Here is a 14,081-nt window from a genome sequence, read left to right on the forward strand (position 1 = left end):
CTTTTTAAATTTTATAGATTAATAAGTTCATCTAATAGATCTTGTAAAGTAATGCTTCTTAAACTATCCTCTAAAGCTTCTTGTGCTTTTAGGAGGGGAGGGGTTAAGAGGCCTTCGATCTTGCCACCAAGTGGGCAAGCTTTAGGTTCTGGGTATTAATACAAAGCAGGGGGGTAAACTAGCTATGAAATCCTAGCTTACAAGATTCTCTATTTAATATTTAAATAATCTTACTATTGAATATAATAAATACCTAGTTAAATTTATAAAAAACTCTATTTAGATAAAGTCCTTCAGCTGGAGCTGGGGTACGCGTTAATGCGGGCCATCCGTTAAGTGAAGCATTGATGAGCTCACCACCATTTTTTATACTTAAAGCTTTAAGCAGATTTGCAACCATAAGCCGTACTTGAGCGCGCAAAAAGCCATTCGCTTTAAAAACTATGATGGTTTGGTTTTTGTGTTCATAACAAAATGCCTTAAAAATTTCTCGCACCGGACTTTTTGTATCACTTCCTGTTTTCATATAGGAGCTAAAATCATGCTTGCCAACAAAATTAGATAAAATTTCATTTGCTTTTTTGATATCAAATTTTGGCAAAAAGACTTTATAATTTGAGCTAAAAACATCAAATTCTCCATGATCTATAATGTATCTATAAGACCTTGCTACGGCGTCAAATCTTGCTTGAAAATTTTCATCAACTAATTTTATACGTTTTATATGAATATTTGGGTGGGCATGGCGGTTGATTAGCTCTTTTAGATGCTCTAAATTTTTAAAATGATCGCCACAAATTACGCTTGAGCTTTGATTAATCGCATGAACTTTTTTATCTGTACGTGAGCTAGAGACTATTTTTTCAAATATTCCAACGTGAGCTAGAGCACGCGAAAGCTCATCTTCTACGCCATTTTCATGCGGCTGAGTTTGCGAGCCTTGAAATTTGGAGCCATCGTAGCTATAAACTAGTTGGATTTTCATTAGTATCTTCGCATGATCTTGGCTTTAAAAAGCAAAATTCCTGCCAATAAAAAGACAAAAAATATGAGTGGAATCGCAAAAGCTGGCTTTGATGAAAATAGCATTATGAGCGTAAAATACCCAAACAAAACGCCAAAGGTGCCCACATAGACCATGCCCTTTTCGTATCTATAAGTAACGATGCCAAAGCTTATGGCAAAAAGTGTACTGGCAAGTGGAAATAGCGCAACAAGCACATATGTGCTAAGGTCTTTTCTTCTTTTTTCACTACTATTTGCCTCCGCCCAGTACTCTTTGATGCTGCCTATATCGCTTATCTCTTCACTTTGGACAGTCCTTATCTTCATAGATTTGAAGTTGCTTTGATGATAAATTTCATCTTTTATGTCATACATTTTTCCATCTACTAAAGAGAGTTCGATGCTTTGATTTGTATTTGTGATTTTTGCATTTTTAGCAGTGATTAAGCGTTGGGAGTCTTTAATATAAGGATTAAACATCACAATATCTTTATAAGTAGTGCCGTTGTTATCTTGCATTTCACTGCCCACATAGACCATCCAGTCAGAGAATTTTTGTCCAAACTGAGTTGGCTTTAAATTTAGCTTTGCAACAGTCTTTTTATAATCAATAAAATTTGCATTTAGCTGTGCGGCTATTGGTATCATTATGGTAGCAATTACAAGTAGAGCAGTGCTTAAAAATGCTGAAAATATTAAGAAAAATTTAGCAATCTTATTTGGTGAGCCACCAAGCGTAAAAATAACGATACTTTCATTTTCTTTTGATAATCTAAAAAGAGTCATCGCAAGTGATACAAAAAATGCGATAGGCACGACAAAAAGTAGCACGCGTGGAAGCATAAATGAGTAGAGTTTAAAAAGCTCGCCAAAGCTGATCTCAATGTAAGAAGTGATGCGCGCGATCTGGATGAAAAATACGATCGACATGATCAAAAAAAGCGTACTAAATAGTGAAGCAAAAGTCCCTAGAAAGTTAAATAAAAGATATCTATTCACTCTACTCATAAATAAACCTTAAAATTTCTAAAATTTGCTCTTTAAAAGCGTATGTAATAAGTAAGCCAAGACTTAAAAATGGCACAAAGGCTAGCTCGTAGCCCTTTTTTTGAACGACCGCATAGACTGGAAGTGTAAAAAGTGCTGCAAGATAGATCGCCACTAGAGCTAGTTTGGCTGGCAAGATAGCTCCGATGATCGCTGCTATAAAGATATCTGCACTACCCATCGCTTCTCTTTTTATGGCAAAGCTTACGACAAATCTCAGCGCCCAAAAGATAAATGCAAAAAGGAATAAATTTAAAATCTGGGCAAAATTTCCTTTAAATATAAAAAGCATCAGAGCGTAGATAAGTGCGAAAAATAGCGCTGTAAAAAGAAGCGCATCTGGCACAGCTTTATATCTTATGTCTATGACGCTAAGAGCTAGCAGCATTATAAAGCAAAGCCCTAAAAATAGCGCATAAAGCAAGGTTTCTACGCTTAAAATTTCGCCGCACTCTTTAAAAAAGCAGATCAGAAAAAGTATCCCAGAAACTAGTTCGATCACTGGATAGATGAGGCTTATTTTTTGCTTACAAAAGGCGCATTTGCCGCCTAAAAATAGCCACGAAAAAATTGGAACATTGTGATAGAAATTTAGCTTATGATCGCAGTTTGGGCAATGAGAAGCTGGAAAATTTATGCTCTCATTTCGTGGCAAGCGATATATCAGCACATTTGAAAATGAGCCCACGCAAATACCCAAAACAAAAGCAAAAACGGCAAAAAAGACGACTAAATTATCCATTATCTCGCTAAACTCCGCCAAATCTTCGCTCTATGTTTTTAAATTTGCTAACGATATTTGCAAGCTCATTCTTGCCAAAGTCAGGCCAAAGTGTGGGCGTAAAAAATAGCTCCGCGTAGCTTGCCTGCCAGAGCATGAAATTTGAGAGTCTACTTTCGCCACCAGTCCTAATGAGAAGATCCACCGGCTCACTCTCATCAAGTGCTGCATTTAGGCTTGCTTCGTTTATATCTACACCTACTAAATTTAGCTTTCTCACAGCTCTAATGATTTCATCTTTTGAGCCGTAGTTTATAGCTAAATTTAATAATAAATTTTTATTCTCTCTTGTAGCGTTTTTGGTGATTTCTATCTCGTTTTTTAGCTCATCGCTAAATGGCGAAATGTCGCCGATCGTGTTAAATTTGATCCCATTTTTTATAAAGTCAGCACGCTTTAAAATGAGAAATTTCTTAAGCAAAATCATCAAAAACTCGACCTCTTTTTGTGGTCTTTTCCAGTTTTCGGTGCTAAATGCATAAAGACTTAAAATTTTCACGCCATTATCGATACAAAATTCGCACATATCGCTTACTATATTTGCTCCAGCTTCGTGCCCGTTTGTCCGTAAAAATCCACGTTTTTTAGCCCAGCGCCCATTTCCATCCATGATAATAGCAAGGTGGTTTAATTCATTCAATCTTTAGCCTTTTATATCAATAATTTGTTCTTTTTTACTCCAAAGAGCACTCACATTTTGCACTGTTATATTTGTGCTAAATTCCTTTTTTAGCAAGCTAGCTACATTATTAAATGGAGTCGTGATCTCGTATAAAATTTCATCTTTAAATTTAAAAATAAGCGGAGCAAAATTTGAAAATATTAAAAAAAATTTCATATCATTCTCCTCTTTTTTTAGCTGAAAAACGCCGTTTGTACCATTATAAATAAATGGTATGTGCACGACATTTTCTTGCAGAGCAAAGAGCATTTTCGCTAGCACTTTCATCTCGTCTTTTGTCTTAGCTTCACTTAAACTTTTAAATAAATAGTCATAAAACCACGATAAATTCTCATTTTCTATCAAATTTTCGATAAGATTTAGCCCATCAGCCAAGACATCTTCGTCTAAAATTCTTGGCTTTTCGTATAAATTTTTTATGACGATATTTTCGCCCTGGCTTTGCACTTCGCCCCAGTATCTCGAGCCTACGTTTAGCTCTTTTGCGCTTTTTGTGTTTAAATTTCTATTTGCAAAATTTAAAATGTATCTGTTAAAGCCGATCTTTTGGCTTACTAAGATACTAAGCGGAAGTGACGAATTTATAGCTACTAACGGCGAATTTGCATTTTTTGCTATTTTTTGAATGCGAGAAATTTTCTCTATCATAAATTTGCCGCTAGCTCCACGATATGTCTTGCGATCTCGTCTTTTGCGGCAAGCGGCAGCAAAGTTTCACTATTTTTCGTGATGAAATTTACCTCATTTTGCTCGCTTGCAAAGCCATTTTTCTCACCCAAGATATTTAGACAAACTGCGTCAAGCCCCTTTTGCTCTAGCATTGCTCTAGCGTTTTTGTGTGCGCTCTCGCTTGAGATTTCAAGCTTAAAGCCGATCTTTTTACAGCTAAACTCTTTTAAGCTTTGCAAAATATCGACATTTCTCTTTAGACTTAAGCTTAAAATTTCGCCGACGTCCTCTTTTTTTATCTTGCCATCAATTTTTGTCGGAACAAAATCGCTTACTGCAGCACACATCACAAGTAAATTTGCGCTCTCACACTCGCTCTTGCAAAGCTCTAAAAGTTTGCTACTTGAGCTAAATTTTAAAATCTCAAATGGCTCGTTTGCGGTTTCAAAGCTAGCAAGTAGCGTAACATCAGCACCAGCGTAGTAAAAAGCCCTTGCAATCGCCATCGCCATCTTACCGCTTGAGAAATTTGTAATGGCTCTAACGTCATCTATCTTTTCTGTCGTTGCGCCACCAGTGATCACTACTTTTTTGCCTACAAAAAGAGGCTTGCTAAGCTTTTTTATCGCCGCTTCAACTATCACTTCAGGGCTTGCAAGACCGCCCTTGCCAATATCTCCGCAAGCTAGAGTTTTTAAAACCGGCTCAACTATTAAAGCGTCGTTTTTCTTTAAAATTTCAAGCGAATTTTGCGTCGCGAAGTGCTCTATCATATTGTTATTTGCAGCTAGTGCGACAACCAAAGGTACGTGTGAGGCGGCGATTAGCGTTTGCATGAAGATATTGTCGCAGATGCCAGCTGTTAGCTTGTTTATCGTATTTACAGAGGCAGGTGCGATGAGAACTAGATCCATTTTAGAGTAGGCTATGTGATTTACGCCATCTTGCCAGTTTTGCGTTTGTGAGCTTAAAATTTTATGCTCACTTAGCGCCTCAAAGCCGCTTACACTGCAAAAATCAAGCGCTCCGTCACTTAAAGCCACATAAACATCAGCACCTTTCTTTTTAAGCAGCGATAAAATTTCGAATGCCTTATAAAAGGCGATACTGCCGCAAACTGCTAGTAAAATTTTCTTATTTTTTAACATCGTCTTTGCCAAAGAATTTCTCAAAAAAGCCGCTTTTGTTCTCTTGGCGAGCTCTACTGATAGCCAGAGCTCCACTCTCAACATCTTTTGTGATGGTGCTGCCAGCTGCGATGATGACGTTATCAGCGATATTTACAGGGGCAACTAGCTGCGTATCTGAGCCAACAAAGACGTTTTTGCCGATTTTGGTTTTGTATTTTGCCTTGCCGTCGTAGTTGCATGTGATAGTGCCACATCCGATGTTTGTGCCACTTTCTATCTCGCAGTCGCCAAGATAGCTCAAGTGTCCAGCTTTTACGCCGCTAAGAACGCCCTTTTTAACCTCGACAAAATTTCCTATGTGTGTGTCAGAAATTTCAGAATTTGGCCTGATGTGAGCTAGTGGGCCGATGTCTGAGTTTTTGATGCTGCTGCTTTCGATCACTGATGAGCTTTTGATGATACTCTCTGTGATGACGCACTCGCCAAGGATACTTACATTTTCTTCGAGTACGCACTCGCCTTCAAATTTGGCCCTGCTATCTATAAAAATGCTCTCAGGCATGCGCATCAAGACGCCAGCTTTCATCAAATTTTGTTTGATCTCGTCTTGCATGATTTTTTCTGCAATACTAAGCTGAAATTTATCATTTATGCCCATGAAATTTTGCTCATTAACATTTACTGCAACGCACTTTAAGCCCTTTTCATTTGCTATTTTTATGGCGTCAGTTAGGTAGTACTCCTTTTGTGCGTTTTGATTATTTATAAGCGGTAAAATTTGCTCTAACGCCTCGCGCTTAAAGCAGTAGCAGCCAGCATTTACGCTTTTTATGGCAAGCTGCGCCTCGCTCGCATCTTTTTGCTCGACGATGGCTTCAACTTTGCCGTTTTTTATGATAACTCTGCCATAGCCAAAAGGATTTGCCGCTTCAAATGAGCTCATAACCACGTCTGCTTCGGCATTTGCTAGGCGCATGAGGTCAGTTGATCTAACAAGCGGCATATCGCCGCAAGTAACAAGCACCTTTTCTCCGCTTAGGCTAACGCCTTTTATCGCTCCAGCAGTGCCTGGGAAATTTTCTAAATCTTGCTCAAAAATTTTAGTTTGAGGGAAAATTTCTTTTATCTTTTTGCTAATTAACTCTTTTTCGTAGTGAAGCACGACACTAACGTCATTTGTGATGGCATAGGCTTGTTTTAAGATGTGAATTATCATCGGCTCACCGCAAAGTTCAAATAATACTTTTGGGCGGGTTGATTTCATTCTGGTGCCAAGACCAGCAGCTAAAATTATGATTGAAGTATTGTTCATTTTTAAGCCTTTTAACGTTAAAAATTTCGCAGATTGTATCAAAAAATGGCAAACAATTTTTTTAATTTAACGATTTTTTCAACAAAAAGCTAATAGAATAGGCAATCTTAAGAATTTATAAATAAAGCGAGTTTAAATGGATTTAGGAACCGTCGTCGGCTGGGTTTTGACCCTAGTGCTTTTGTTTGGATCAATGGCAATTGGCGTTGGTATAGGACCATATATCGACGTACCTTCGATAATGATCGTTTTTGGTGGTACTATCGGCGTTATGATGGTTGGCTTCAAGATGGAGACGCTTAAAGGTATTGGTAAATTTTATGGTGTTGCCGTTAAGCCACCCGTTGTTGTAAATTTGCCTGAGACTATAAAAAAGATAGTTGATTACTCTACAAAAGCTAGACGCGATGGAATACTAGCACTTGAGAGCGAAGTAAATAACGAAACAAATCAGTTTTTAAAAAAAGGTCTTTCAATGGCTGTCGATGGTAACGAACCAGATGCTATAAGAGCGCTTTTAGAGATTGACATAGACCAAACTAGTGCTAGACATACAAATAACATTAAAATTTTTGAACAAATTGGCGGTTTTGCTGGTGCGATGGGTATGATCGGTACTCTAATAGGTCTTGTTGCGATGCTTCTTAACATGTCAGATCCTAGTGCAATCGGCCCATCAATGGCGGTTGCTTTGCTTACGACACTTTATGGTGCGATGATAGGCAACATCATCGGTGCACCTGTGGCAAATATCCTCTCTATACGCGACTCTGACGAGGCACTTGAAAAACAAGTCATTTTAGAGGGTATCATGGCGATACAAGCAGGGGATAATCCAAGAACTCTTGAAGCTAAGCTCTTGGCGTTTTTACCACCAAAAGATAGAAAAAGTCAGTTTGAATAATGGGTAAATTAATAGATCCTAAAGAGTGCCCAAAGTGTATGCCTGAGTGGCTTGCTACTTTTGGTGACCTCATGTCGCTTTTGCTTTGCTTTTTCGTTTTGCTTCTTTCGATGGCAACAATGGATGCTAAAAAGATGGAGGCTGCTGTTGGCTCGCTAGCTGGTGCTCTAAGCGTACTTGAAGGCGGTGCTAGGCCTGAAAATCAGATAGAAAAAGAGACAGACCCAGAAAGTACTCGTGCAAAAAAATCAAGCAGGCAAAAAGGCTCGCAAAGTGAGCTAAGTGCGACAGTTAAAAAAATAAATGAGCTACTAACTGCTAGTGGTGCACCTGAGATTACGATGGAAGAGAGCGAAGATGGCTTTATCGTAAGGCTTCCAGCAGCCATGCTTTTTGATAAAGATAGTGCTGAAATTTCTGGCGAAGATGCAAAGTTGTTTTTAAAACGTATAGGTATGATTGTGGCAAAAATGCCAAATGAAGTAAAGGTCGACATCATCGGGCATACTGATAACATAGAGCCAAATAAAGACTCAGCTTATAAAAACAACTGGCAACTTTCAACCGCAAGAGCTTTAAGCGTAGTAGAGCAGCTTAGCAGCGATGGAGTGCCACAAAATAGGCTGATAGCTTCAGGAAAGGCTTCGTTTGATCCTATTGCTACTAATAGCACAGAAGAGGGTAGGGCAAAAAACAATAGAGTAGAAATTCACTTTGTCTCTCTTGAGCCAAAAAACAAAGAGGCTACTAAGAAAAGTATCCTTGATATGAGGAATTAGTCGTGAAAGCACTGCTTAGCTTAGCGGTTTTATTTTGTGTGGTTTTTGGGGCTGATCCGGCCTTGCCAACTATAAATTTAAGCCTAAATTCTCCTGCAAATGCTGAGCAACTAGTAAATTCTCTAAATGTTTTACTAATCTTAACAGCACTTGCGCTTGCTCCTTCGCTCATTTTTATGATGACAAGTTTTTTAAGGCTTGTTATCGTATTTTCATTTTTACGCCAGGCTATGGGAACGCAACAAGTTCCACCTTCAACAGTGCTTCTTTCGCTTGCCATGGTGCTTACATTTTTTATAATGGAGCCAGTTGGTAAACAAAGCTACGACGAGGGTATAAAGCCTTATATGGCTGAACAGATAGGCTATGAAGAGATGCTTGATAAGAGCTTAAAGCCATTTAAAGAATTTATGGTCAAAAATACAAGAGAGAAAGATCTGGCGTTATTTTTTAGGATAAGAAATTTGCAAAATCCAGCAAATATCGAAGAAATTCCGCTAAGTATAGCGATGTCAGCTTTCATGATAAGCGAGCTAAAGACATCTTTTGAGATAGCGTTTTTGCTCTATTTGCCATTTCTTGTCATCGACATGGTCGTAAGCTCCGTTTTGATGGCGATGGGTATGATGATGTTACCACCTGTTATGATCTCGCTGCCATTTAAGCTACTCATCTTCGTGCTAGTAGATGGCTGGAATTTGCTAATAGGAAATTTAGTAAAAAGCTTTCACTGATGAAAAATTTTCTATTTCTTTTTTTGCCATTTTTTCTGTTTGGCTCAAATCTGAGCGTGATCGCAAACAAAGCTACTCAAAATGAAATTTCAAAGATAAAAGAGATTGAAGTAAGAAGAGCAACTTTAAGTGATGAGGCTACTACTAGCGCCTATTTACCAAGCCTTAGCCTAGAAGGCTCATACGGCAAAAACGCAAGTACATTTCCAAGTATTGTCGCTAAAGAGTCAGCTGGCGTGCTGGCCAGGATAGATTTTTTGCTTTATGATGGCGGTGCCAGAGAAGCTAGGCTAAAAATGAGCGAGCTTTTAAAAAATAAAGCCATGATCGCCAGTGATGAAGCAAAAAATTATCTTGCTTTTAAGGCTGTAAATTTATATTTTAATGCGGCAGCACTTGAAAATATAATCACAGCCAAGCAGGCTCAGGCAAATTTTTTAAAAGGCGTTTTAGACAAGCTTGAAAAGGCAAACATTGCAGGCCTTGCCGCAAAAGATGAGCTTGAGAATGTAAGGGCTAAATATTACTTAGCTAATAGCACGCAGCTTGAATACAAAAACAAAATGGAGCAAATCTTAAATGAGATAAATTTGCTAACTGGTGAGAAAATTTTGCCAGTAGGCGGAGCAAAGATGGCTGATATTAACTCAAATTTAGCTTCAAAGAATGCCGAGCTTGATAGACTAAGCCAAGATATATTTTTAGGTGAGGCCAAGCTTAGCGAGACAAGAGCTGGCTTTTTGCCTCAAATTTTGCTTTATGACACATATGGATTTTATAAAAATAATTACGATATCGATCTAGGTAGGCTTAGTTCTTACCGCTCGTATGTGGATAAATACCTAAAAGAAGATACGCACGGCAATAAATTTGGCGTTAGCTTTAGGTGGAAAATTTTTGACTTTTTTGCCACTAGTAAGATGAGTCAAGCTAGCAAGATCGCGCTTGATGAGGCAAGGTTAAATTTGGAGTATAAAAAGCGTGAAAATGAGACTAAACTTAAAAATTTACAAAACGAGATCGCAACTCTTAGCTCAAAGATCGCCTCGCTAAATGAGTATGTAAAAGCAAGCGATCTAGCACTTAGAGCAAGCTATGAAAAGTATAACTCTGGGCTTTTAGGATATAGTGACTTGCTTGAAGCGCTCTCTCAGAAATTTGACGCCATTAGCCTTTTTGAAGGGGCAAAAGATGAGCTAGAGATAAAAAAAGCGGAGTATTTTTTTGAGAGTGGCGAGAGCATTTTAGAGAGGATTAGGGATTGAAAAAGCTGATAATTTTAATGATATTTGGCGTTTTTTCATTTGCTAGTGAAGAGATTTTTGCTGATTTTGAAGTCTATGCTAAGCAGAGCTCAAAGCTTGCATTTGAAGGCAGTGGCAAGGTGGATAAAATTTTTGTAGATGTTTCAAGTCATGTTAAAAAAGGTGACGTACTAGCTATTCTTGATCAAAGCAGCCTAGAAATTGCTCTAAAAAAGGCAAAAAATGATCTTGAGCTGGCAAAAAATGCTAGTGAATTTGCAAAAAATACTTTAAACAAATTTACTCAAGTAAGGGATGTCACTTCAAAGCAAGAATTTGACGAAGTAAAGTATAAATTTGACGAAGCGATACTTCGGGTTCAAAGTGCACAAATTGCTATTTTAAATACGCAAGATCGTCTTAAAAAAGCTGTTTTAAAAGCTCCTTTTGATGGCGTGATAGCTAGTAAAAATGTCGAGCTTGGTGAGAGCGCTTCGCCGCTTCAGCCAGCCTTTGTCTTAAACTCTGAGGAGGCTAAAATTTTAATAGCGATCGATGAAAAATATGCAAATTTAGTAAAAGTTGGAGATACGTTTAAATTTAAGCTTGACGCAACAAGCGAGGAAAAAGAGGTAAAAATCGCTCTCATCTATCCAGAGATTAAGCGAGAGACTAGAAAATTTTACGCCCAGGCTTATGACACTGGACTAAAACCTGGCATGTTTGGTCAAGGAAAAGTGATAATCGGCGAAAATAAATGATAATAACAGCCATCAACCGCCCCATAACTACGCTTATGATATTCTTAAGCCTCGTTGTCTTTGGTATCTACTCGCTAAAGACGATGAATGTAAATTTATACCCACAAGTAAATATCCCAATAGTAAAGATCACGACCTACGCAAACGGCGATATGAACTATATAAAAACTAAGATCACACAAAAGATCGAAGATGAAATTTCAAGCATTGAAGGTATCAAGAAAATTTACTCAACAAGCTTTGATAATCTAAGTGTAGTTAGCATCGAATTTGAGCTAAACAAAGACCTAGAGAGCGCTACAAATGACGTTCGCGATAAGATGCAAAAGGCGAGAGTTGGCGCAAACTACGAGATAGAAAAGCTAAATGGTCTCTCGTCATCTGTCTTTAGCCTCTTTATCACAAGGCTCGATGGTAATGAAACTAAGCTAATGCAAGAGATCGATGACGTGGCAAAGCCATTTTTGGAGCGCATTAGCGGCGTTTCAAAGGTCAAGACAAATGGCTTTTTAGAGCCAGCGGTGAAAATTTTACTAGATAGATTTAAGCTTGATAAAAACGCTCTTAGCGCAAATGAAGTGGCAAATTTGATAAAGGTTGAAAATTTAAAAGCGCCACTTGGCAAGATAGAAAATGAGCAGATCCAAATGGCGATCAAGTCAGATTTTAGCGCCAAAAGCATAGATGAGATAAGAAATTTAACGATTAAACAAGGGGTCTTTTTAAAAGATATCGCAAGCGTTGATCTCGCTTACAAAGACGCAAACGAAGCAGCGATAATGGATAAAAAAAGTGGCGTCTTGCTTGGTCTTGAGCTAGCTCCAGATGCAAACGCTCTAACCGTGATCGCCCTAGCAAAATCAAAGCTAGATCAGTTTAAAAGCCTGCTTGGCAGTGAATACGACGTAAAAGTAGCCTACGATAAGAGCGAAGTGATACAAAAGCACATCGATCAAACCGCCTTTGATATGATCCTTGGCGTCTTGCTAACCATCGTGATCGTCTATCTGTTTTTGAGAAATTTCTCGATCACCATCATCTCAGTCGTAGCGATACCAACTAGCATCGTAGCGACATTTTTCATCATAAATGCCCTAGGCTACGACATAAACCGCCTAAGTCTTATAGCGCTAACCCTTGGCATCGGAATTTTCATCGACGATGCGATAGTTGTCACTGAAAATATCGCTAGCAAGCTAAAAGATGAGCCAAATGCCCTAAAAGCAAGTTTTGCAGGCATAAAAGAGATAGCATTTAGCGTCTTTGCGATCTCGCTCGTGCTACTTTGCGTCTTCGTGCCAATAGCCTTTATGAGTGGCATCGTTGGTAAGTACTTTAACTCATTTGCGATGAGCGTGGCAGCTGGCATCGTCATCTCGTTTTTTGTGAGCATCTTTCTTGTGCCAACGCTTAGTGCTAGGTTTGTAAATGCCAAAGAAAGCAGCTTTTTTCTAAAGAGTGAGCCCTTTTTTGAGGCACTTGAAAATGGCTATGAGAAGCTTTTAGCCTTAGCGCTTAAATTTAAGCTCATATTTTTAGCCATAACGCTTGTGGTTGTTGTTTGCTCATTTGCTCTGGCTAAATTTGTAGGCGGCGACTTCATGCCAAGCGAGGATAACTCGGAGTTTAATATCTATTTTAAGCTCGATCCCTCACTTAGCCTGCAAGCTAGCAAAGAGAGGCTAAAAGATAAAATTTCACTCATAAACGCCGATCCTCAGGTAGCTTACGCCTACTTCATCCTTGGCTACACAGACGCCAAGCAGCCATATCTTGTAAAAGCCTACGTTAGGCTAAAGGAGCTAAAAGATAGGGTTAATCACGAGCGGCAAAACGCTATCATGCAAAGTTTTCGTGACAGACTAAAGAGCGATGATATGAGCGTCATCGTGGCTGATCTGCCAGTGGTTGAAGGTGGCGATGTGCAGCCAGTTAAGCTTACTATCACATCTGAAAATGGCAAGGAGCTAGAGAAATTTGTGCCAAAGATCAGCAAGATGCTAAAAGAGATAAATGACGCAACTGACGTAAATTCACCTGAAGAAGATCTGCTAAAGCGCGTGCAAATTTCTATAGATGAAGATAAAGCTAAAAGGCTAATTTTAGACAAGGCTAGCATTGCAAGCGCTGTTTATAGCGCATTTAACCAGAACGAGGTCTCTGTTTTTGAAAACGAAAATGGCAAAGAGTATGAGCTTTATATGCGCCTTGATGATAAATTTAGAAGCGATACAGATGATATCTTAAAGACTAAAATAAGAAGCAAAGAGGGCTTTTTCGTGACACTTGGCGATGTGGCGACGATTAGTTTCGAGCAAAAGCCAGCTAGCATTTCAAGGTTTAATAGAGCCGATGAGATCAAATTTCTAGCAAATACTAAAAACAACGCTCCGCTAAATAGTGTGGCAAATGAAATTTCAAAGAAGCTTGATGAAATTTTGCCAGCAAATTTCAAGTATAAATTTCTTGGGTTTGTTGAGCTGATGGACGATACAAACGCCTCTTTTATCTTTACAGTGAGTGCTAGCGCGGTGCTTATTTATATGGTGCTTGCTGCGCTTTATGAGAGCTTTTTGCTACCATTTCTCATCATGCTTGCCATGCCGCTTGCCTTTTGTGGCGTCGTGATCGGACTTTTTATAAGCGGCAATCCATTTAGCCTATTTGTCATGGTTGGCGTCATCTTGCTCTTTGGTATGGTCGGCAAAAACGCCATCTTAGTCGTTGATTTTGCAAACCACTTTGCAAATAGTGGCATGGAGGCAAACGAAGCTGTTAAAATGGCTGCAAAAAAGCGCCTAAGGGCTGTTTTGATGACCACTTTTGCTATGATATTTGCTATGCTGCCGCTTGCACTTAGCAGAGGAGCTGGCTTTGAGGCAAACTCACCTATGGCTATAAGCATCATCTTTGGGCTCATTAGCTCGACCTTGCTTAGCCTACTTGTCGTGCCAGTGCTTTTTGCGTGGGTCTATAATCTTGATAAATTTATAAGAAAATTTTATGAAAGGGAGAGAATTTGAAGAAAATTTT

13 protein-coding genes are annotated in these 14,081 nt (G+C 38.7%); 6 read left to right on the top strand and 7 right to left on the bottom strand.

All coding sequences use genetic code 11. The annotated features are described in order from the left end of the window. Positions 1-253: 253 nt before the first annotated feature. The 7 genes from truA to glmU are packed head-to-tail and all read right to left on the bottom strand — an operon-like array spanning position 254 to position 6,626. The gene (gene truA, locus F3H01_RS01705) at positions 254-985 is read right to left on the bottom strand and encodes a tRNA pseudouridine(38-40) synthase TruA (protein ID WP_149724626.1); all 732 of its coding nucleotides are present in this window, start codon (positions 983-985) and stop codon (positions 254-256) included. Then, positions 985-2,013, bottom strand: coding sequence for an LptF/LptG family permease (locus tag F3H01_RS01710; protein WP_149724627.1), 1,029 nt, complete (start codon positions 2,011-2,013; stop codon positions 985-987). The genes truA and F3H01_RS01710 overlap by 1 nt, the downstream gene beginning before the upstream one ends. Further along, a complete protein-coding gene (locus F3H01_RS01715) occupies positions 2,006-2,794 on the bottom strand; it encodes a prepilin peptidase (RefSeq protein WP_149724750.1) in 789 nt (262 codons plus the stop codon). Before F3H01_RS01715 ends, F3H01_RS01710 begins: the two co-directional genes overlap by 8 nt. Before the next feature lie 7 nt (positions 2,795-2,801). After that, positions 2,802-3,473, bottom strand: coding sequence for a polyprenyl diphosphate synthase (gene uppS / locus F3H01_RS01720; protein WP_149724628.1), 672 nt, complete (start codon positions 3,471-3,473; stop codon positions 2,802-2,804). Positions 3,474-3,476: 3 nt separating this feature from the next. Next, positions 3,477-4,163, bottom strand: a complete 687-nt coding sequence (locus F3H01_RS01725; RefSeq protein WP_087579306.1) for a hypothetical protein — start codon at positions 4,161-4,163, stop codon at positions 3,477-3,479. Then, a complete protein-coding gene (gene coaBC, locus F3H01_RS01730) occupies positions 4,160-5,332 on the bottom strand; it encodes a bifunctional phosphopantothenoylcysteine decarboxylase/phosphopantothenate--cysteine ligase CoaBC (RefSeq protein ID WP_149724751.1) in 1,173 nt (390 codons plus the stop codon). Before coaBC ends, F3H01_RS01725 begins: the two co-directional genes overlap by 4 nt. Beyond that, on the bottom strand, positions 5,319-6,626 hold the full coding sequence (glmU, locus tag F3H01_RS01735) for a bifunctional UDP-N-acetylglucosamine diphosphorylase/glucosamine-1-phosphate N-acetyltransferase GlmU (protein ID WP_149724629.1): 1,308 nt from the start codon (positions 6,624-6,626) through the stop codon (positions 5,319-5,321). Before glmU ends, coaBC begins: the two co-directional genes overlap by 14 nt. A gap of 136 nt (positions 6,627-6,762) precedes the next feature. Between glmU and F3H01_RS01740 the strand changes: the two genes are divergently transcribed. From F3H01_RS01740 to F3H01_RS01765, 6 genes are read left to right on the top strand one after another with little or no spacing between them, the layout of a single operon-like run. Continuing rightward, the gene (locus F3H01_RS01740) at positions 6,763-7,530 is read left to right on the top strand and encodes a motility protein A (RefSeq protein WP_054196832.1); all 768 of its coding nucleotides are present in this window, start codon (positions 6,763-6,765) and stop codon (positions 7,528-7,530) included. Next, positions 7,530-8,309 carry an OmpA/MotB family protein gene (locus F3H01_RS01745; RefSeq protein ID WP_149724630.1) on the top strand — a complete coding sequence of 260 codons (780 nt, stop codon included), beginning with the start codon at positions 7,530-7,532 and terminating at the stop codon, positions 8,307-8,309. The genes F3H01_RS01740 and F3H01_RS01745 overlap by 1 nt, the downstream gene beginning before the upstream one ends. Before the next feature lie 11 nt (positions 8,310-8,320). Continuing rightward, the gene (fliP, locus tag F3H01_RS01750) at positions 8,321-9,043 is read left to right on the top strand and encodes a flagellar type III secretion system pore protein FliP (protein WP_410470346.1); all 723 of its coding nucleotides are present in this window, start codon (positions 8,321-8,323) and stop codon (positions 9,041-9,043) included. Further along, positions 9,043-10,308, top strand: coding sequence for a TolC family protein (locus F3H01_RS01755; protein ID WP_149724632.1), 1,266 nt, complete (start codon positions 9,043-9,045; stop codon positions 10,306-10,308). The genes fliP and F3H01_RS01755 overlap by 1 nt, the downstream gene beginning before the upstream one ends. Next, positions 10,305-11,048: an efflux RND transporter periplasmic adaptor subunit gene (locus F3H01_RS01760; RefSeq protein ID WP_149724633.1), complete on the top strand. Its 744-nt coding sequence runs from the start codon at positions 10,305-10,307 to the stop codon at positions 11,046-11,048. Before F3H01_RS01755 ends, F3H01_RS01760 begins: the two co-directional genes overlap by 4 nt. Then, a complete protein-coding gene (locus F3H01_RS01765) occupies positions 11,045-14,071 on the top strand; it encodes an efflux RND transporter permease subunit (RefSeq protein WP_149724634.1) in 3,027 nt (1,008 codons plus the stop codon). Before F3H01_RS01760 ends, F3H01_RS01765 begins: the two co-directional genes overlap by 4 nt. The last annotated feature ends 10 nt before the right edge of the window (positions 14,072-14,081 follow it).

Source organism: Campylobacter concisus (genome assembly GCF_902460875.1).
In the GTDB taxonomy this organism is placed as follows: domain Bacteria; phylum Campylobacterota; class Campylobacteria; order Campylobacterales; family Campylobacteraceae; genus Campylobacter_A; species Campylobacter_A concisus_AA.

Coding starts and splice junctions, on each gene's coding strand:
- F3H01_RS01715 (WP_149724750.1), bottom strand. CDS start 2,794: ATGGATAATTTAGTCGTCTTTTTTGCCGTTTTTGCTTTTGTTTTGGGT.
- coaBC (WP_149724751.1), bottom strand. CDS start 5,332: ATGTTAAAAAATAAGAAAATTTTACTAGCAGTTTGCGGCAGTATCGCC.
- F3H01_RS01740 (WP_054196832.1), top strand. CDS start 6,763: ATGGATTTAGGAACCGTCGTCGGCTGGGTTTTGACCCTAGTGCTTTTG.
- F3H01_RS01745 (WP_149724630.1), top strand. CDS start 7,530: ATGGGTAAATTAATAGATCCTAAAGAGTGCCCAAAGTGTATGCCTGAG.
- glmU (WP_149724629.1), bottom strand. CDS start 6,626: ATGAACAATACTTCAATCATAATTTTAGCTGCTGGTCTTGGCACCAGA.
- F3H01_RS01755 (WP_149724632.1), top strand. CDS start 9,043: ATGAAAAATTTTCTATTTCTTTTTTTGCCATTTTTTCTGTTTGGCTCA.
- truA (WP_149724626.1), bottom strand. CDS start 985: ATGAAAATCCAACTAGTTTATAGCTACGATGGCTCCAAATTTCAAGGC.
- F3H01_RS01710 (WP_149724627.1), bottom strand. CDS start 2,013: ATGAGTAGAGTGAATAGATATCTTTTATTTAACTTTCTAGGGACTTTT.
- F3H01_RS01765 (WP_149724634.1), top strand. CDS start 11,045: ATGATAATAACAGCCATCAACCGCCCCATAACTACGCTTATGATATTC.
- F3H01_RS01725 (WP_087579306.1), bottom strand. CDS start 4,163: ATGATAGAGAAAATTTCTCGCATTCAAAAAATAGCAAAAAATGCAAAT.